Source organism: Saccharothrix luteola, assembly GCF_020859565.1.
In the GTDB taxonomy this organism is placed as follows: Bacteria; Actinomycetota; Actinomycetes; order Mycobacteriales; family Pseudonocardiaceae; genus Actinosynnema; species Actinosynnema luteola.
On the sequence record NZ_JAJHUO010000036.1, the window covers coordinates 12602 to 31366 of the forward strand.

Consider the following 18765-nt stretch of genomic DNA (forward strand, 5'->3'; position numbering starts at 1 on the left):
GCACCGCGCGGAGCAGCCGCGTGCCGACGCCCCGCCGGCAGGACTCGCCGGTTTCCCTGGCACCACAACGAGAACGGGGCCGCGGGCTGCTGCCCACGGCCCCGTCGGGGGACTACCGCCGCGCGTCACCGGGATACCGGCTCGAGGACGCGGCCCGAGGCGGTCAGGTGCTCCCAGGTCCGGCCGCGCTGGCTGGGCGGCGCTTCGCCGTCCGCCGTGCACGTCGGGTACACCAGGCCGTAGGGGACGGGTTGGTGGAAGAGGTCTCCGCTGCGGATGTCGATCAGGTCCCGCGACTGCGCCATCACGGCCTCCCGTCGCGGAAGGGGGAGGTGGAGGTGCCCATATCCTGCTCCTCGTCGAACCGGGTGGGGAGCTTCGGATACCCGCTGAGCTGCACTGATAAGCCCGGTTCGTTGCGACGTAAGGGTGAAACCACCGGTGTCGCTCAGTGCTTGTGGTGTGCGACCTCCTGCTCGGCGTCGTCGGCGGGCGGGATGCCCCGGTCGACGTGGTCGGCGTGGTAGAGCGCTTGCGCCAGAAGGGATCTCACGTGGTCGTTGGCGGCGGAGTAGTAGACGAACGTCCCCTCCCGACGGCCCTTCACCAGACCCGCGAGGCGCAGCTTGGCCAGGTGCTGGCTGACCGCGGTCGGCGCGGCGCCCGCCAGTTCGGCGAGGCAGGCCACCGAGGACTCGCCCTGCAACAACGCCCAGAGCACCTTGATCCGGGTCGGGTCGGCGAGCAGGCGGAACGACTCGGCGGCCAGGTGGACCTGCTCGTCGTTGGGCATGTCGAAGTCCGACAACGCGGTGTGCATGGGCGTCAGCCTACTTGCTTGCGTATCTGCGTGACTGCGCAGGTATGCTGACAGCACCCACAGGTCGACCAGAGGCGGAACGGTGACCGACAGAACGCACGGACACGGACATGGCCACGGGCACGGCCATGGGCACCGCTCGGCGGACCGCGTGGACACCGCCCTGGAGAGCAGCAGGCGCGGGATGCGCGCCCTGGTCGTCTCGTTCGTGGCGCTGTTCGCCACGGCGGTCGCCCAGGCGGTGTTGGTGCTGGTCACGGGCTCGGTCGCGCTGCTGGGCGACACCGTCCACAACTTCGCCGACGCCCTCACCTCGGTGCCGCTGGCCATCGCGTTCGTGCTGGGTCGCCGTGCCGCGTCCCGCCGGTTCACCTACGGCCTCGGCCGCGCGGAGGACCTGGCCGGCGTCGTGATCGTGCTGGTGATCGCCGCCTCGGCGGTGTACGCCGGGTACGAGTCGGTGCGCGGCCTGGTCGACCCGCAGCCGGTGCGGCACCTCTGGGTCGTGGCCGCGGCGGGCGTGGTCGGGTTCCTCGGCAACGAGCTGGTCGCCCGCTACCGCATGCGCGTCGGCCGGGCCATCGGCTCGGCCGCGCTGGTGGCCGACGGCCTGCACGCCCGCACCGACGGCTTCACGTCGCTGGCCGTCGTGCTGGGCGGCGCCGGCGTGGCCCTCGGCTTCCCCGCCGCCGACCCGCTCGTCGGCCTCGGCATGACGGTCGCCATCCTGTTCGTCCTGCGCGACGCGGCCGGCGAGGTCTTCGGCCGGCTGCTCGACGCGGTGGACCCGGCGTCGGTGGACCTGGCCGAACGCGCCGCCGCGCAGGTCGACGGCGTGGTGCGGGCCGATCGCGTGCGGATGCGCTGGACGGGCCACGTGCTGCGGGCGGAGCTGGCGATCGCGGTGGACGCGGGGCTGAGCGTCGAGCAGGGCCACCGCATCGCGCACGAGGTCGAGCACCACCTCAAGCGCGCCGTCCCACGCCTGACCGCCGTCACCGTGCACACCGAACCCGCGACGGACGGGGCCTGACTGCCGCCGGTGTGGGGTGGGGACCTGACAACCGGCTGAACTTCTACTACTCAACCACTTCTGACCAGCAAAAACAAGACTTGTGGGCGCCTTCCGGAGCAGTCACCCTTGCCACCATGAGGTGGGGACCTTCTGGTGAACTCAGCACTGTCCTGTGGATCGGCGGCGCGCAGTGGTCGGGCAAGTCGACCGTCGCCTGGCTCCTGTCACGCCGATTCGGACTGACCGCCTACCACTACGACTTCCACGACGCCCGAGGCCACTACGACCGCGCCTTGGCGCAGGCCGGCCGCTACCCGCACCGGCACGCGTGGCAGACCCTCCAGGCGCACGACCCCGACACGACGTGGGTGCGGCCGTCGCCGCAGGAGATGGCCGAGCACAGCAAGCACAGCCACGCCGAGCGCTTCGGCATGGTGCTCGACGACCTGCGCGCCCTGTCCAGCGGCCGTCCGCTCGTCGCCGAGGGGTGGGGCCTGCGGCCGGAGCTCGTCGCGCCGCTGCTCGCCGACCCGCGCCAGGCCGTGTTCCTGGTGCCGACCGAGGCGTTCCGGCAACGGCAGCTGCGCGAACTGCCCAGGGCGGCCAAGGTCTCCGCGGCCGTGAGCGACCCGGAACGGGCGCAGGCGAACCGCCTGGAACGGGACCGCCTGCTGGCCGAGGACGTGGTCGACCGGGCGCGGGAGCACGGCCTGCGGGTGATCGAGGTCGACGGCCGGCTCAGCGTCGGCGGCCTGACCACCGTCGTGGCCGAGCACTTCGCCCCCTGGCTGGGCTGATCCTCCACGGTCGTCGACCCCGTCGTCCGCACGGCGGGGTCGACGACGGCTACGAGAACAGGATCACGATTCGCGGCACGATCACCAGGGCCACGAGGATCGCCAGGAGCACCGCGATCCACAGCAGGAGTCGGCGGATCGAGTGCAGGAGCACCACCGCCTCGGTCGTCGCCTGGGCGTGCGCGTCCTCGACGGTCCGGCTGTGGCGGATGCGGTGCAGCGACCCCTTGACCGGGTGGCGGTTCCAGCCGGCGTCGGTGCTGGGCGTGTCGTGGACCGAGATGTACGGCTGGAACGGGCCGGGCTCTGGCGTGGACACGACGGGCCTCCGGATTTCGGCTCCACGGCACGGGAGGCAGCTCCAACGCCAACGTGATCAGCGAGTCTACGCGGTTCGCGATGGCCGTCAGCACGCCGTGCGCCTCCGGCGCCGCCGATTCCGCCGCTGCGCGGGCGAGATCAGCCCAGGCTCGTGTGGTAGTCGACGGTGCGGATGCCGACGCCGGCGCGCGCGGCCGACGCGTTCTTCGTCGCCGCCGATCTCGCCCTCATGGCGGCGAAGCGGCACCGGCTCGAGGGAGCAGTCGAGACGAGCCGGGTGTGGTGGGGCGGCTTACCTCCGCTCGACCACACCGTTTCTCGTTCGACCCACGGCCCTCCGCACCGCAGGATGGGCGCATGGTCCCCACGCCGAGACTGGTCGCGCTCCGGGCGGCCCTGGACGCCGTCCCCACCGAGGACGTGCCCGGCTGGGCCGCGCACTGGCTGGTCGACGGGTACGACGGTGACGACCTGCGCGCGTTGGCCGGGCTCGGCGGCAGGGACTCGGGCGAGGTGCGCGACCTGCTGGCGGGCGCGCTGGCCGAGTGCGGCGCGTCGATCCCGCCCGCCGACTTCGCCGCCGCCGCGCTCTCCTGCACCCACGTCGCGCGGATGTTCGCCGATGGTCGCGCCGAGGGGCGGTGGGTGGCGCAGAAGGTCGCCGAGATCGTGGAGGACCTGCCCGCCGACGTCCGCGCGGGACTGCCGATCGGACACCTGACCGAGGGGTCGGACGAGGCCGCCGTCTCCCGGGCCTGCGCGGACCACCTCGCCGCCTGGGGCTGATCGCCCGTGCGGTCCTTTGTGGACCGACGCGGACCGGCCCTCGACCCGAGGTGGACCGATCACGTGCGGACCGCCGAAGGTTCGGGCAGAACAGCCGATCGGACGTTGTCGGCACGTTACGCGCACCCTACGGTCGGATCACGTCCGATCGACGGCAACCCCCTATGGAGGCCTGCGGTGTCGCGGAAACAGGTTGGCGCCGTGGTCGGCGCGCTCTTGCTCACCGGCTCCACCTTCTTCGCGGTCCCCGTCACGGCCGGGGCCGTCGACGACCGGCAGACCGCCGTGGTGTCGCTCGGCGACAGCGCGATGTCCGGCGAGGGCGCCGGGTCCTACGAGCCGGGCACCGAGGGCGAGAACGGCAACTGGTGCCACCGCTCCACCCGGGCCATGGTCCACCGCACCCAGTTGGCCGAGCGGACGTTCAACCTCGCGTGCTCGGGCGCGGACTCGGCGAACGTGTCCCTGGCCGACACCGTGCACTACACCGAGGGCTCCCAGGCGCGGCGGCTGATCGACATCGCCCGCCAGTACCGCGTCACCACGGTCGTCGTGCAGGTCGGCGCGAACGACGACGTGCGGTTCGCCGACACCATGGTCGACTGCGTGGCCGCGTGGGTGAACCCGTTCGGCGCGAGCTGCCGGTCCACGTTGGAGCGCGAGTGGCCCGGCCGGCTGGCCGGGATGGCGCCCAAGGTCGAGAACGCGCTGCGCGACGTCCGCACCGCGATGACCCAGGCCGGTTACGCCACCTCCTCCTACAACCTGGTCCTCACCTCGTACGCCTCGCCGGTGACCGAGAAGATGGACCGCTACCTGCACGGCCCGCAGGGCTGCCCGCTGCGCCTGGCCGACGCGGGCTACGGCCGCACGACCGCCGTGCCGCAGCTGTCCGAGGCGCTGCGCGGGGTCGCGACCCGGTCGGGCGTGAAGTTCCTCGACCTCTCCCGCGCCACGGAGAACCGCGAGGCGTGCAGCAAGGGCGAGAGCTCCGCGGGCGAGTGGCAGCGCAGGCTGACCGTCGACCCGTACGCGCTGGTGACCGGCGGCCTGGACGCCATCGGCCTGCACCTGGCCCAGCAGTCGTTCCACCCGAACGCCGCCGGCCACGAGCAGTTCGGCCGCTGCCTCACCGAGTTCGTCAACGGCGGCGCGAGCTCGGCCCGCTGCCTCGCGGGCGCCGACGGGAACCTGCACGCCGTCGCGTAGCGGGGCAGACCCCTGACCACCGGAAACCGCTCTCGCCCCAGCCGGGGTGAGAGCGGTTTCCCGTTGGCACGCAACCCCGATGATCCCGCCGGCGTCATATGGGTAAATTGGCGAGACCGGATAGGGGAATCGCTTTGGGGGGACCGGTGTCGAAATCTGCCTTCGTCCGCGTGTGCGGACTGGCCGCGGCGGTGCTCGCCGCGGCCTCGTGCACGTCGACCGGAGCCGAACCGGTCAACCCGGAGCTCGCGCCGCGCGGCACCGTGCAGACCACGGCCACGCCGACCAGGCAGGACCTGACCAACAAGGTCAGCCTCACCGGCAAGGTCACCATGAACCCGCTGTTCGGGATCGTGGCCCCGGTCGCGGGCCAGGTGCGCTACTGGACCGTGGAGGAGCCGACCGCCACGCCGACCAGGCCGACCCGGATCGCCACGGTCTGGACGGACGGCAAGCCCACCAACGTCGACGTGCCCGCCGGCTCCACGTTCGGCGGACGCCTGGTCGACGACCGCGCCACCGTCACCGCGGGCATGCCGATCGCCTCGGCCAAGCACGCGGGCTACGGCATCGTCGCCGAGATCGACGGCGAGCAGGCCTACCGGATCTCCGACGCCGCGCAGGGCGTCGTCCAGGCGCAGATCAAGAACGGCCCCGGCCCGTTCCCGTGCACGCTGCTCGGCACGATCGCGGCGCTGCCCGCCGGCACCGTGCCCGCGCCGCCGCCCACGCAGCCCGAGCCGGACGACACCGACGCCACCGGCGCCAACACCCCCGCGCCGCCGCCCCAGCAGCAGCCGCGGGAGCCCGACACGTCCTCCGAGCCGACCGGGCTGCGCCTGGTGTGCACCGCGCCCGCCGACGTCAAGATGGTCAACGGCGCCGCCGCCACCCTCGAACTGGTCACCGCGTCCGCGCAGAACGCGCTGGTCGTGCCGGTCGAGGCGGTCGCGGGCGGCCAGGGCAAGGGCAAGGTCGACGTGGTCGGCGCCGACGGCGCCAAGGTGACCACGGACGTCGAGCTCGGCCTCACCGACGGCAAGGTCGTGGAGATCAAGTCGGGCCTGACGGGCGAGGAGACGCTGGCCGTGCCCGGACCGAACCTGCCACCCGGCGAGGCCGCGGGCCAGGTCGAGCCGGGGGCGGGGCGCAAGTGACCACGTCACCCCTGCTCGTGCCGCCGCCGGTGGCGGCGCCCCCGTTGATCCACCTCACCGGCCTGACCAAGACCCTCAAGGGCCAGGACGAGCCGCGCACCATCCTCGCGGGCGTCGACCTCACCGTGCACGCGGGCGACAGCGTCGCCATCCTCGGCCGCTCCGGCTCGGGCAAGAGCACGCTGCTCAGCCTGATCGGCCTGTTCGACCGACCCGACGGCGGCCAGTACCTGCTGGGCGACCGCGACATCACGAAGATCCCCGAGCGCAAGGCCGCCGCGTTGCGCAGCGCCGAGTTCGGGTTCGTGTTCCAGCGGTTCTTCCTGCTCAAGCACCTCACCGCGGCGCAGAACGTGGCCATGGCGCTGGTCAACGGCCAGGGCTGGCTGCCGAGGCGCAAGCGCAAGGCCAAGGTGCTGGCGGCGCTGGACCGCGTCGGCATCGGCCACCTGGCCAAGCACAAGCCCCCCCGGCTCTCCGGCGGCGAGCAGCAGCGCGTCGCGATCGCCCGCGCCCTGGTGCGCGAACCGCGGATCCTGCTGGCCGACGAGCCGACCGGCGCGCTGGACACCGAGACCGGCAACCTCGTCGTCGAAGTCCTGCGGCAGGCCACCGACGTGGGCTGCGGGCTCGTGCTCGTCACCCACGACCACGACCACGCGGCGAAGATGGGCCGGGTGCTGCACCTGTCCGACGGCCTGCTGCGCCCGGCCGGGCAGCGGGTGGTCGCGTGATCAGGCTGTCGGGCAGGCTCCGGGCGTCGCTGATCATCGGCGGCCAGGGCATCCGGGCCCGCAAGCTGCGCACGTTCCTGTCGATGGTCAGCCTGTTCCTCGGCGTGCTGGCCGTGGTCGTGGTGCAGGCCGGCGCGGAGATCGCGAACCGGGCCATGCTCGCCGACGTCGAGCTGTACCAGGGCAAGGACGGCACCCGGCAGATGTACCTGTCGCCGGAGGGCCAGGCCGTGCCGGTGGCGTTGGAGGTGCTGAAGGGCCGCACCGACGCCGTCGCCATGACCAGCGCGCGGGCGATCATCGGCGAACCCGGCGTGAAGCCGATCAACGAGGGCGGCGGGCCGATCGACCAGCCCGGCGGCGCCCGGATGATGTGCGACGAGAACGGCTGCCGCCCGCTCGACGACGGCAACGCGGCCTCGCCGCAGGGCCAGGCGATCGAGCTGCAACTCGTCGGGCTGACCGGTGACATCCGCCAGTTCCGGCCGTTCCGCCCGTCGCAGGGCCGGTGGCTCGACTTCGACGGCGCGCCGTCGCTCGCGCCCAGGCTCGTGCTCAACCTGGAGGCGGCGAAGGCGTTCAGCCGCTACCAGGTGCCGGCGGAAATGAGGGTCGACGGCGCGGACGCCAACCCCACGCCGCAGTTCGTCGGCGTGGTGGACGACGGCGGCTACCAGCCGACCGCCTACGTGAGGTCCGACGAGCTGCTGAACTGGCTGCCGGTGACCAGCATGAGCGGCAACGAGATGGGCCCCGGCCTGCAGGTGCTCATGACGCCGGCCGCGGTCGAGGTGGAGCACGTCCTGCGCGCCAGGCTGGTCGCGGCGGGCACGCCCGCGGACCGCATCCAGGTCCAGACGGTGGAGACGCTCAAGCGCATGTCCACGGAGTTGGCGCTGATGCGCTGGATCTTCCTCGGCATGGCGGCGCTGGTGCTGCTGATCGGCGTGGCGGGCATCCTCAACGTCGGCCTGGCCACCGTCGGCGAGCGCATCGAGGAGTTCGCGCTGCGCCGGGCCGTCGGCACGCCCCGGCTGCTGCTGGCGGGCATCGTGCTGGCCGAGACGTTGCTGACCGGCCTGCTCACGGCGGCGTTGGCGATCGGCGCGGGCGTGGTGGGGCTGAAGGTGGCGCTGATGCTGTTCGGCTCGCGGTTCCCGTCGCTGGAGGGCACGGCGTTCCCGTGGCAGGCGGGCGTGGCCGGTGTGGTCGCGGGCCTGGTGGCCGGCATCCTCGGCGGCCTCGTCCCGGCGCTGCGCGCGGCCCGCATCCCGATCTCCACCGTGATGCGGGCGTAGCCCTTCGGGCGCGCCGGTGGTGCGCGGTCAGGGTGCGGCGGTCCAGGGCCGGAGGCCGAGCTTGCCCGAGCTGCCGAGGTCGATCGTGACGGGCTCGCCGTTCTCCCGGGTCGGGGTGAACACCTGCGCCGGCCGGCCGGTGGCGACGGCGAGTTCCAGGTGCTCGCCGACCACCGGCGGCGCGGACGTGTCGGTGTAGGTGTTGCGCCACAACAACCCGGTGACCGCGGACTCGCCGGGCCCCACCGCGACCGGCCAGGGCTCGGCGTCGAACGCCTCCACCGCAGAGATCCCGAACGACCCGCGCCCGACGGCGATCGTCAGCGGCTCGCGGTCGGCGTCGAGGACCGTGACGGACGGGTAGCCCTCGAGCCGCAACGCCTCCGTGCCGCAGTTGGTCAGCTCCAGCGTCAGCACCCGCAAACCCGACGCCGCCTCCTCGCCCGTCACCGCGTACTCCACGCCGGTCGGGCAGGCGTCGGCGGACGGTGACGGCGACGGCGGCGGAACCGGCGGCGCGGCGGTGCACGCGGACACCGCGAACAACAGCAGGAAAAGAAGACGGGGCACGTCATCGATCGTCGCACAATGACGGATGTTGCCCGACGTCGCATTCACAAGATATGCTCTCGACCGTGACTGCCGGGTCGGCCTTGAGCCACGAGCGAGAGAGTCACCCGGCCAAGGTTTGACCGCCGGGTGGGCCAGAGGCCCGCCGCACACCGGGGTTCCCCGGGTTTCCGCGCACGTAGCCGCGACGCACCCGCACCCCGTTGCTCCCCACACCAGCGCATCAGCGCGCACGCGCGTGACCGCGCGGACCGTCGTGCCCGCGCGCCTCCACAAAACCTTCACCGAAAACCACGGCGCAATTCACCCGTGGTGATCCGGTCATGCCCAAAATCAGGAGACGAACCGCAGATGGATTTCAACCAGCAGGTGATCGACGAGTTCCGCGCCAACGCGGGCCGCGTCGGCGGTCCCTTCGAAGGAGGCAGGCTCATCCTGCTGACCACCACCGGCGCCCGGACCGGCGCCCGCCGCACGAACCCCCTCGGCTACCTGCCGGACGGCGACCGGATCGTCGTCATCGCGTCCGGCGGCGGCTCGCCGCGCCACCCCGCGTGGTTCCACAACCTCGTGGCCAACCCGGTGGCGCAGGTGGAGGACGGCGTCTTCACCTACGAGGCCAAGGCGACCGTCCTGGACGGCCCGGAACGCGACGAGCTGTGGGAGCGGGCCGTCGAGTCCGACCCGGGTTGGGCGGAGTACCAGGCCAAGACGACCCGGCGGATCCCCGTGGTCGCGCTGGCCCAGGTCTCCGGCGGCCCGCCGAACGCGGCGAGCTGGGGCGCGGCGCTCAAGCTCGTGCACGGCGCGTTCCGGCGGGAGCTCGCCACCATCCGCCGGGAGGTCGCCGGGTCGAAGCCGACGCTCGGCGCGCAGCTCAAGGTCAACTGCCTGACCGCCTGCCAGGGCCTGAGCTTCCACCACACGTCCGAGGACAGCGGCATGTTCCCGATGCTGCGGGACCGGTTCCCGGAACTCGCGCCGACCCTCGACCGGCTCGCCGAGGAGCACGAGACCATCGCCGCCCTGCTGGCACGGCTGCGGCAGACCCTCGAACGCGGCGATGTCGCGACCCTGCGCGCCGACGTGGACCAGCTCATCGGCGAGCTGGAGGCCCACCTGACCTACGAGGAGGAGCAGTTGATCCCCTTCCTCGACGCCTGACGGAGTCCCGACGGATTCCGTGACAACCGATCGACCGCGTGAGGGCATGAAGTAGGTAGGACTACCCGTCTTCATCCGGCGCGGCAGGGCATCACCGACGCGGCCAGTCCACGTCAGGTTGAATGCTCATGTTTCCCATTCACCGAGCAAGGAGATGTCCGTGGGCAGAGCAAAGGGCTTGGGGGCCCTGTTCGCCTCGCTGGTCGTCGCGGCGACCGTGGTGAGCGCGACGGGAGGAGCCACCGCCGCGCCATCGGCACGCGCCTCGCTGAACCCGGCGGCGGTCGCGGAGTCCGTGCGGTACCTCGTCGACAACTACGGCGTCAGCGAGCGGGAGGCGCTGCGCCGGCTGGAGCTCCAGCACGAGGCGGTGCGCCTGGACGGCGTGCTGCGGGAGGAGCACGCGGCCGAGTACGGCGGCATGTGGCTCGACCAGGCGTCCGGCGAGCTGGTGGTGGCGCTGACCGACCCGGCCGCCGCGGACCGGCTGTTGGAGGACTTGCCCGACCGGGCGCACGTCCGGACGCAGGCCGTGCGGCACTCGTTGGCCGACCTGACCGCGGCCAAGGACCGGATCGCCGCGAAGGTGGGCGCCGGAGCAGAGGCGGTGTACCTGCCCGCGGTCAGCGAGCGTGACAACGAGGTCGTGCTGTGGGAGCGCTCGTGGGTCGCGCGGGAGAAGGTCGCGGTGGCCAAGGACGTCGAGGTCGCGCAGGAGGGTGACGCGGCGCGTCGGGCGGTGGCCGACGAGTCCGGCGTGACCGTGCGGACCAAGGTCCTGCCCAAGCCGAACCCGCTGGCGGCGACGTTCCCCGACCAGGGTGCCTGCCACCCGCTCGCGTGCGTCAACCACGGGCCGATGCGCGGCGGGCTGCGGCTGGACATGAAGCGGGACGACGGGAGTTGGGGCGGTTGCACGTCCGGCTTCAACCTGCGCTCCACCGGCGGCGGCCACCCGGGCAAGGCGTGGGTGCTGACCGCGGGCCACTGCATGGCGACGAAGACCAACAACACGCCGACGCAGCACAACGGCGTGCCCGTGCTCCAGCAGCACGGCATCGAGAAGAACTCCTACCCGTACGACTACGCGGCGCTGCTGTACGTCGACACCCCGACCCGCAACACGTGGCTGGAGAACCACACGGGCCGCAACCGGGTGCTCAAGTACTGCTTCAACGGTGGGATGGACAGCAACGTCGACACCCCGTGCGGCGTGCAGGAGACGTCGGCGGACGAGTACATCACCGGTACCCACACGTTGGCCCAGGTCAAGGCCGGCTGGGTCGTGTGCGCGACCGGTTCGGCGTCCAACGCGGTCACCTCCCCAGGCGCGATCGACAGCGGAGCGGGCACGGGCTACAAGCCGGGGACCCGCTGCGGGCGCGTCCTGTCGACCGACGTGGGCATCAACACGGACCTCTGTGCCCGGCCGGGTGACAGCGGCGGTCCGCTGTTCAGCCAGGTCGACCACACCGCGTTGGGCATCCTGGAAGGCAACCAGCAGTCCCGCAAGGGCGCGTGCGCCTCCGGCGAACTGAACAACTACGTACCGATCGACACGATCCTGACCGACATCCACACCCGCTACGCGAGCCTGCGGTCGACGTTCTCCGTGATCACCACCCCAACCGGCTGACCTACCACGCGCCCGGCCCGCCTCCCCCCTGGGCGAGGCGGGGCCGGGCGAGGTCGGGCCGGGCACCGCCGCCCTCCACGGCCCTCCCACCCAACCTCCTCATCCCACCCTCACCGCCGCACCCTCAGCATCCACCCTCACCGCCCCACCCGACCCTGCAGCCGAACCCAACGCCACCGGCCCGCTCCAGAGCCTATTGCGCGTCGTCAAAGCCAATTGCGACGCCGATTGCGACGCCATCCGCCCACTCATCGCCACCTGACCGATCATGGCTACCCCGACCCGCCATTCGACCTCATCGGGGCGTCACGGGCTCATCTGGTCGTCATCGGCGCGAGCAAACCGGCCACCAGCAGCACACACCACCAGGGCCGCCACCAACCCGACCGCGATCCCGTAGCGCCGCCACACGGCCCGCCCGCCCATCCTCCGCAGCACCACCGCGACCGCCCACGACCGCCACCAAGGCGGCCAGCGCGATCGTCAGCAACGCCCGCTACGCCTGCCATGCCAGCTAGCGGATTCACCAAGCCGGCCAACAGGTTCACCTAGCGGCCCGCGCCCGCGATCCCTGCGCGCGTGCGACGAGCCGTGGCTGCGCCGGCGACGCGGTTGCTGCGGTGCGCCCCACGCCCACATCTACGCCCACACCCACGCCGGCGACCCCGTGCTCCCGCGATTCGGTGCTCCCGCTCCCGCCGTCTGGCACTCACGCGAGGTGGTGCTCCCGCGAAGTGGCGTGCGTGCACCGCTTGGCTCCGCACGGCCCGAGCTCTTCCCCCGACGCTCGAACATGCACCCCGAGGCCAGTGTCCTGGCACCGTGATGCCCGACGCTCCTGGCACCGACGCCCGACGCCCGACGTTTGGCACCGCGACGTCCGGTGCTCCTGGCGCGCACCCTGCCACCGGTGTTCAGGGGGCCACCGGTGTACGGGGGGCTGGTGGCTGTCTCCGTGACAGGCCGCCCGCCGTGCCTTGCCGCCTCCTTCTTTCCCGGCAACGTCAATGGTGTGTTCAAAGTTTCCTGACGACGTAACCCATCAGGGTGAACTCGGGCCGGGTGGATCGGATTGGCGGGTGGGTGGCACGGCTCTAGCTTGCCCGAAATCGCTGAACGCGCAACTGAGCCCGTTCCCGCCGTCCGTCGCGCGAAGCACGGACGGCGGGAACGGGGCATCGCACACGGCACCGCAGGCTAAGCGCGGGTGCGGCCAACGTAGAGGTTGCGAGCACGGTAGTAAGTGTCAGTGGTTGGGCCGGACGTGCCGGAGGAGCCCTCCATCTGCAGGTTGATGATGATCCACATCGGTTTGCCGACGAAGTTGGCGCCCCGGTGCTGCCCGACCCACGTCCCGTCGAGGTAGTAGTGGATGTCCACATCCGTCGCACTGACCTTGGTGATCCACGCCCGATACGTGTGCCAGGAACCGGGCGACGACACCGGACGGATGGTGTTCGACCACCCGCCCGAGGCGTTCTTGTACGTGTTGAACCAGTTCCGCGCGTCACCCTTGTACTCCAGGATGTCGCTCTCCGGCGGCCACGAGTTGACACCCGTGAGCCAGAACGCGGGCCACGTGCCGCGCGCCGACGGGGCCTGGAACTCGCCCCGCACCTCCCAGTTCGGGAACTGGTCGTTGACCAGCACGTGCTGCCGGGCGTGCACCGCACCGGAGTGGTACCGGATGGGCAGGTACGGGTCGGCCGAGCTGTTGCCCTCGTTCCAGTTGATCCGGGTCGCCCTGATGACCAGCGTCGACCCTTCCAGGAACACGTGGTTGTGGTCGGACGCGCTCGCGTACATCCGGGCCGTGCCGTTGTGGTCCGAACCCCACGGGTAGCGGTAGTTCCAGACCGACTCCAACGTGCTGTAGTTCGCGAACGAACCGTTGATGACGGTTTCCCAGGTGGCTGCCCGGCCGAGCCCGGACGTGCCGAGGGCGGCCAGTCCGGCCCCGCCCGCCACCAGGAAACCGCGTCGACTCACTGTCACAGGAAAGCCCTTTCCTCGACGACGTTGACGAGGCGGTGTCACTCCCGAACGTAGAGATCACACCAGGATCACGTCAACGACTGACTGCTCATGAAGGGCGAACGAGGGTGGGGAGAGTCGAAGGACGGTCCATTTTGGTCACGTCGACCTCCGGGACGCCGATTTCCGTTGCATAAGAAGGAAACCGTCGGGCGCGCGGGAAGGGCCGCGCGGGACGGGCGCTGCGCGTGGTCGCCATGGCACGATCCAGGGCAGGAGGTGACTGGTTGGTCACTCACAGTGCGAGACAAAAGAATCAGGAGACAAAGAACAGAAGAAGGCCGCTGGTCGGGGGTGGATCAGTAGTGGCGGATGCCCTTCGACAGGGTTCGTGCCCACGGTGCGTCGACGTCGTCCGCGTGGACCGCCACCACCAGGTGGCACAGCATGCCCATGGCGAAGAACTGCTGCACCTGCTCCTCGCTGCCGCCGGACACGCTGCGCACGTACTCGACCGTCCGCGCGACCCCGCGCTGGAAGACCTCCCGCACGGCCGGTTCGGAGATCGCCGCACACTGGGCGTGCATCTGGACCAGCAGGAGCGTGTTCTCCGCGGAAATCAGGTGGGCGTAGGCGTCGCCCATCGCGTGCAGGACGTCCTCCGGCGCGCTGCCCTTGGCCTCGGCGACCCCGTCGGCGAGGCTTTCCCTGACCCGCGCGAAGCTGTGCTCCACCACGGCCAGGAACAGGGCCTCCTTGTCGGGGAACAGCCGGTAGACGTACGCCTGCGAGATGCCGGCGGACTTCGCGACCTCGCCGGTGGTGGTGCCGTAGTAGCCGCGGGCGGCGAACGCGCCGATCGCGGTCCGTAGAACGGTCTCGCGGCGTTCCTCGGCGGTCGACAGGCGGCGTTCGCTCGATGCGGCAGGCACAAGTGTAATTAACCACTCACACTTGCGGAAGTCAAATCGGGCCGCACGACACCTGGCAGAACCACGCCCTACCACGGGTCACACCGGAAGAACTCCCGTCGATCGACGGATTGTGAGCAGGCCGTTCGCCACGCACGATGAGTCGCCGGCAGAGGGGCCGGCTGGATAGTTCCCTGCGATCTCGACGTCCGGCCACCCTGCGAGCACGAATCCGGCCGGGCGCGGGAAGGATCAACCGTGCGCGACACCGTGAGAAGGACGCTTGCCCTCGGTGTGGGCATCGTCGCCGCCCTGGCCGCCTTCGGGGGCCAGGCGATCGCCGCCCCGCCGTCGTCGGACGCGGGCAACCCCACGCCCATGGTCGTCGGCGGCACCCAGGCCGCCAAGGGCGAGTTCCCCTGGATGGTGCGCCTGTCCATGGGCTGCGGCGGCTCGATGCTGACCGACCAGCTGGTGCTGACGGCGGCGCACTGCGTCAGCCGCACCGGCAACAACACGTCCATCACCGCCACCTACGGCGTGGTGGACCTGCAGGACACGACCCGCGTCACCCGCACGTCGACCTACGTGCACCGCGCCCCCACCTACGGCACGGCCACCGGCGGCGACTGGGCGATCATCAAGCTGGCCAGCCCGATCACCGGCGCGGCGCTGCTGCCGATCGCCACCACCGCGGCCTACAACACCGGCGTGTTCACCGTGGCCGGCTGGGGCGCCACGCGGGAGAACGGCGGCCAGTCCCGCTACCTGCTCAAGGCGAACGTCGACTACATCGACGACACCACGTGCAAGAACTCCGACCCGTACTACGCGGACCTGATCCCGGCCGCCGAGCTGTGCGCGGGCAAGCTCGCGGGCGGCGTCGACACGTGCCAGGGCGACTCCGGCGGCCCGATGTTCCGCCGCGACAACAACGGCGCGTGGGTCCAGGTCGGCATCGTCAGCCACGGCAACGGGTGCGCTCGGGCCGACAACCCCGGCGTCTACACCGAGGTCAGCACGTTCGCCGCGGCCATCAACCAGGCCGCGGCCGACCTCGGCGGCACGCCGCAGCCCCCCGGCAAGGTCTTCGAGAACCTCGACAACGTCACCATCCCCGACGCGGGCGCGGCGGTCTACAGCAACGTCACGGTGAGCGGCGTCGCGGGCAACGCGCCGTCCACCCTCAAGGTCGGCGTGGACATCAAGCACAGCTACAGCGGCGACCTGGTGATCGACCTGGTGGCGCCGGACGGCTCCACCTACCGGGTCAAGAGCTCCAGCAACTCCAGCACGCCCAACGTGGTCGCCACCTACACCGTGAACGCCTCCTCCGAGGTCGCCAACGGCACGTGGCGGCTCAAGGTGCAGGACGTCTACAGCCAGGACACCGGCTACGTGGACGCGTGGCGGCTCACCTTCTGACCCGACCGCACCACCCGACCGCACCACCCGACGACCGCGCGCCGAGCACTCGGCGCGCGGTTTGTCATAGGTGTGCCAAAATCAATCCCGGCACTGTGCGCCCGCGTGCCAATTGTTCTTCATAATCGTTTCTGTGTCTCGTTCGTGCAGGTCAAACGCTGGACAATTGTCCGAAGGTGACAATTTCCAGCTCCGTCCGCGAATGGTCATCCAACAGTCTTGCGCAACTGTTGCGGCGTGGTTAATTTCCCCCTTGCAGCACGTCTGCGAACCATTCCACCCCTTATTTGCCGACGTGCGCTCGGCGTCAGGGAGGACGTTTCCGTGAGACACAGCAGACCAGCCCGAGGGCTGACCAGGCTCGGCGCGGTGGCCATCGCGACCACGGTCGTCGCGGGCCTCGCGATCGGCACGGGCACCGGTTCGGCCGCCCAGGGCGACCTGACCCAGACCTACAGCTGCCCGTTCCCCCTGATCGGCGACCAGAACGTCTCGGTGAACATCAAGACCACCCAGCCGGGCACGGTCGCCGCCGGCGCGTTCACCCCGAAGCTCGACATCACCGCCGTGTCGAACGCGGGCGCGACGGCCACGCAGGGCTTGAGGCTCGTCGGCGCCGAGACGATCCGCGGCACCGCCCGCGCCACCTCGAAGGTCACCGCGCCCGGCGACCAGGGCGCGCTCACCGTGCAGGTCGCCGCGGACGTGCCGAACCAGCCGATCCCGGCCATCGGCGACGACCTCGTGCTCGACGCCGTCGGCTCCGCGCCCGGCCTGCGCTTCGACCAGCCCGGCGCCGCCACCGTCGAGGTGACCGACCTGGTGCTGGAGATGACCCCGCTGCGCGCCGACGGCACGCCGACCGACCTCGGCACGTTCGTCGCCGACTGCACGCCGACGCCGAACCAGGACACCGTGCTGCACACCTACGCCGTCTCGGGCGCGGCCGTCACGCCCGAGGCGCCGGCCGGCGTCGGCGGCACGCCCCCGCTGCGCCAGGTCTACACGTGCCCGTTCCCGTTGATCGGCAACCAGAACGTCACCGTCGACATCGACACCGACCTGCCGGCGGAGATCGGCGTCGGCGAGTTCACGCCGGAGATCGACATCACCGCCGTGTCGAACGCCGGGCCGACCGCGACCCAGGGCCTGCGGCTCGTCGGCGCGGAGACCATCCAGGGCACGGCGGTCGCGACGTCGTTGGTGCGGTCGCCGGGGAGCCACCTCGCCGTGGCCGTGCCGACGGCCGTGCCGAACCAGCCGATCCCGCCCAGCGGCGACCTGATCATCAACGCCGGTGGCGCCGCGCCCGCGCTCCGGTTCGACCAACCGGGCACGGCGACGCTGTCCGTGCACGACCTCGTGCTCACCATGACCCCGAAGAAGGCCGACGGCACCGACACCGGCCTCGGCACGTTCGTCGCGGACTGCACGCCGGTCGACCCGGCCCAGCGGACCGTGCTGCACACGTTCACCGTCACCTCGGCGCAGGACACCGAGGCTCCCACGACCCCTTCCGGCCTGACCGCCGGTGAGACCACGCCGACCAGCGTGCCCCTGTCGTGGGCCGCGGCGACCGACAACGTCGGCGTGACGGGCTACGACGTCTACAACGGCGACACCCTCGCCACCACCGTGGAAAGCACCACCGCCACGGTCGACGGCCTCACGCCCGACACCGAGTACACCTTCACCGTCGTGGCCAAGGACGCGGCGGGCAACCGCTCGTCGGCCGGCGCACCGGTCACCGCCCGCACGAAGGCCGCACCGGACACCGGGGCGCCGACCGCGCCGGGCGACCTGGTCTCCACCGGCGCGACGCCGACCAGCGTCTCCCTGCAGTGGGCGGCGGCGACCGACGACATCGGCGTGACGGGCTACGACGTCTACAACGGCAATACCCTCGCCACCACCGTGCAGGGCACCACCGCCACGGTCGACGGCCTGAGCGCGGACACCGAGTACACCTTCACCGTCGTGGCCAAGGACGCGGCGGGCAACACGTCCGACGCGAGCGCCCCGCTGAAGGTCCGCACCCGGCCGCTGCCGGACACCGAAGCGCCGGCCACGCCCGGCAACCTCCGATCCACCGCCCAGACCGAGACCAGCGTCGCCCTCGCCTGGGACGAGTCCGCGGACAACGTCGGCGTGACGGGCTACGACGTCTACAACGGCGGCACCCTCGCCACCACCGCGCAGGGCACCACCGCCACCGTCGACGGCCTGAGCGCGGACACCGAGTACACGTTCACCGTCGTGGCCAAGGACGCGGCGGGCAACACGTCGGGCCCGAGCGCCGCGCTGAAGGTCCGCACGAAGGCGGGCCAAGGCCCGCCGGTCGTCGAGTACGGCTACGGCCTGACCGGCGGCACGAGGATCAAGGCCGCCAACGGCACGGTCGCCCTCACCGGTGGCATCGCCGCCGCGCTCGACCTGTCCACCGGCGCGTTCGACGCCGACCTGACCCTCGACCCGACCACCGGTCGGTTCAAGGCCTTCGGGTTCGTGCCGGTCAAGGCGAAGATCCAGTTCGCGCAGGCGGCCAAGACCACCGGCACGCTGGCGGCCGGCGTGCTCAAGTCGACGTCCAGCGTGACGGTGAAGCTGCCGCACGTCACCGTGCTCGGCATCCCGGTCAGCACGAGCCCCGACTGCCGCACGAAGACACCGGCCTCGATCCCGCTGGAGTCCAAGCCGGGTTTCGACCCGCTCGCGGGCGGCACCGTCGCGGGCTCGTACACGCTGCCGGAGCTGACCGGCTGCGGCCCGCTCACCGGCCTGATCAGCGCGATGACGTCGGGTCCGGGCAACACCATCGAGGTGGCGCTGTCGCCGCGCCCGCAGCGCTGATGCCCGGCGCCTGACCGAGCGGCCCGCCCGGACCTCCGGGCGGGCCGCCCGACGCGGAATCGAGGTCCGCACTGACGAAGATGCACGCTGGCGGTCCA

The 18765-nt window shown here is 71.5% G+C and carries 17 protein-coding genes and 1 pseudogene; 12 read left to right on the top strand and 6 right to left on the bottom strand.

What is annotated here, in order from left to right:
* Window positions 1-125 precede the first annotated feature (125 nt).
* Both LNK82_RS38705 and LNK82_RS38710 read right to left on the bottom strand, forming a co-directional pair.
* Window positions 126-305, bottom strand: a complete 180-nt coding sequence (locus tag LNK82_RS38705) for a hypothetical protein (protein WP_230571830.1) — start codon at window positions 303-305, stop codon at window positions 126-128.
* A 143-nt stretch (window positions 306-448) separates the two neighbouring features.
* Entirely contained in the window at window positions 449-820 is a 372-nt protein-coding gene (locus LNK82_RS38710; RefSeq protein WP_230571831.1) for an ArsR/SmtB family transcription factor, read from the bottom strand.
* Between the two features lie 151 nt (window positions 821-971).
* Between LNK82_RS38710 and LNK82_RS38715 the strand changes: the two genes are divergently transcribed.
* Together LNK82_RS38715 and LNK82_RS38720 are read left to right on the top strand one after the other, a co-directional pair.
* Window positions 972-1853 (top strand): cation diffusion facilitator family transporter, encoded by an 882-nt coding sequence (locus LNK82_RS38715; protein ID WP_372470768.1) that lies wholly within the window; start codon window positions 972-974, stop codon window positions 1851-1853.
* Window positions 1854-1969: 116 nt separating this feature from the next.
* Entirely contained in the window at window positions 1970-2632 is a 663-nt protein-coding gene (locus LNK82_RS38720) for a hypothetical protein (RefSeq protein WP_230571833.1), read from the top strand.
* Window positions 2633-2681: 49 nt separating this feature from the next.
* Here LNK82_RS38720 and LNK82_RS38725 read toward each other — a convergent pair whose 3' ends face one another.
* Window positions 2682-2951, bottom strand: a complete 270-nt coding sequence (locus LNK82_RS38725; RefSeq protein ID WP_230571834.1) for a hypothetical protein — start codon at window positions 2949-2951, stop codon at window positions 2682-2684.
* 359 nt (window positions 2952-3310) lie between these two features.
* Here LNK82_RS38725 and LNK82_RS38730 point away from each other — a divergent pair, with 359 nt between their 5' ends.
* From LNK82_RS38730 to LNK82_RS38750, 5 genes are all read left to right on the top strand, one after another.
* Complete coding sequence (locus LNK82_RS38730; RefSeq protein ID WP_230571835.1) at window positions 3311-3739, top strand: hypothetical protein; 429 nt, start codon at window positions 3311-3313, stop codon at window positions 3737-3739.
* 201 nt (window positions 3740-3940) lie between these two features.
* Window positions 3941-4948, top strand: coding sequence for a GDSL-type esterase/lipase family protein (locus LNK82_RS38735; RefSeq protein ID WP_230571836.1), 1008 nt, complete (start codon window positions 3941-3943; stop codon window positions 4946-4948).
* Window positions 4949-5094: 146 nt separating this feature from the next.
* Entirely contained in the window at window positions 5095-6105 is a 1011-nt protein-coding gene (locus LNK82_RS38740) for an efflux RND transporter periplasmic adaptor subunit (RefSeq protein ID WP_230571837.1), read from the top strand.
* A gap of 62 nt (window positions 6106-6167) precedes the next feature.
* Window positions 6168-6839, top strand: a complete 672-nt coding sequence (locus LNK82_RS38745) for an ABC transporter ATP-binding protein (RefSeq protein WP_372470771.1) — start codon at window positions 6168-6170, stop codon at window positions 6837-6839.
* Window positions 6836-8137 (top strand): ABC transporter permease, encoded by a 1302-nt coding sequence (locus LNK82_RS38750; RefSeq protein ID WP_230571839.1) that lies wholly within the window; start codon window positions 6836-6838, stop codon window positions 8135-8137. The genes LNK82_RS38745 and LNK82_RS38750 overlap by 4 nt, the downstream gene beginning before the upstream one ends.
* A 27-nt stretch (window positions 8138-8164) precedes the next feature.
* Here the strand turns inward: LNK82_RS38750 and LNK82_RS38755 are convergent, their stop codons facing one another.
* Window positions 8165-8707 (bottom strand): DUF4232 domain-containing protein, encoded by a 543-nt coding sequence (locus LNK82_RS38755; protein ID WP_230571840.1) that lies wholly within the window; start codon window positions 8705-8707, stop codon window positions 8165-8167.
* A gap of 351 nt (window positions 8708-9058) precedes the next feature.
* On the opposite strand from LNK82_RS38755, the gene LNK82_RS38760 reads away from it, so the two are divergent.
* A complete protein-coding gene (locus LNK82_RS38760) occupies window positions 9059-9871 on the top strand; it encodes a nitroreductase/quinone reductase family protein (protein WP_230571841.1) in 813 nt (270 codons plus the stop codon).
* Between the two features lie 154 nt (window positions 9872-10025).
* Complete coding sequence (locus LNK82_RS38765; RefSeq protein WP_230571842.1) at window positions 10026-11507, top strand: chymotrypsin family serine protease; 1482 nt, start codon at window positions 10026-10028, stop codon at window positions 11505-11507.
* A gap of 1197 nt (window positions 11508-12704) precedes the next feature.
* Here LNK82_RS38765 and LNK82_RS38770 read toward each other — a convergent pair.
* Window positions 12705-13496, bottom strand: coding sequence for a family 16 glycosylhydrolase (locus tag LNK82_RS38770; RefSeq protein ID WP_230571843.1), 792 nt, complete (start codon window positions 13494-13496; stop codon window positions 12705-12707).
* Window positions 13497-13840: 344 nt separating this feature from the next.
* Window positions 13841-14413, bottom strand: a complete 573-nt coding sequence (locus LNK82_RS38775; RefSeq protein ID WP_230571844.1) for a TetR/AcrR family transcriptional regulator — start codon at window positions 14411-14413, stop codon at window positions 13841-13843.
* Between the two features lie 237 nt (window positions 14414-14650).
* On the opposite strand from LNK82_RS38775, the pseudogene LNK82_RS38780 reads away from it, so the two are divergent.
* The 3 genes and pseudogenes from LNK82_RS38780 to LNK82_RS38785 all read left to right on the top strand — a co-directional run.
* Window positions 14651-15451, top strand: a pseudogene (locus LNK82_RS38780) (S1 family peptidase); the annotation flags it as partial.
* A gap of 93 nt (window positions 15452-15544) precedes the next feature.
* Window positions 15545-15817, top strand: a complete 273-nt coding sequence (locus LNK82_RS48490) for a proprotein convertase P-domain-containing protein (protein WP_372470772.1) — start codon at window positions 15545-15547, stop codon at window positions 15815-15817.
* A gap of 324 nt (window positions 15818-16141) precedes the next feature.
* The gene (locus LNK82_RS38785) at window positions 16142-18667 is read left to right on the top strand and encodes a fibronectin type III domain-containing protein (RefSeq protein ID WP_230571846.1); all 2526 of its coding nucleotides are present in this window, start codon (window positions 16142-16144) and stop codon (window positions 18665-18667) included.
* Window positions 18668-18765 lie beyond the last annotated feature (98 nt).

Bases quoted from the DNA above. Each gene is read 5' to 3' on its own strand.
- LNK82_RS38765 (WP_230571842.1), top strand. From the start codon at position 10,026: ATGTCCGTGGGCAGAGCAAAGGGCTTGGGGGCCCTGTTCGCCTCGCTG.
- LNK82_RS38710 (WP_230571831.1), bottom strand. From the start codon at position 820: ATGCACACCGCGTTGTCGGACTTCGACATGCCCAACGACGAGCAGGTC.
- LNK82_RS38730 (WP_230571835.1), top strand. From the start codon at position 3,311: ATGGTCCCCACGCCGAGACTGGTCGCGCTCCGGGCGGCCCTGGACGCC.
- LNK82_RS38720 (WP_230571833.1), top strand. From the start codon at position 1,970: ATGAGGTGGGGACCTTCTGGTGAACTCAGCACTGTCCTGTGGATCGGC.
- LNK82_RS38705 (WP_230571830.1), bottom strand. From the start codon at position 305: ATGGCGCAGTCGCGGGACCTGATCGACATCCGCAGCGGAGACCTCTTC.
- LNK82_RS38760 (WP_230571841.1), top strand. From the start codon at position 9,059: ATGGATTTCAACCAGCAGGTGATCGACGAGTTCCGCGCCAACGCGGGC.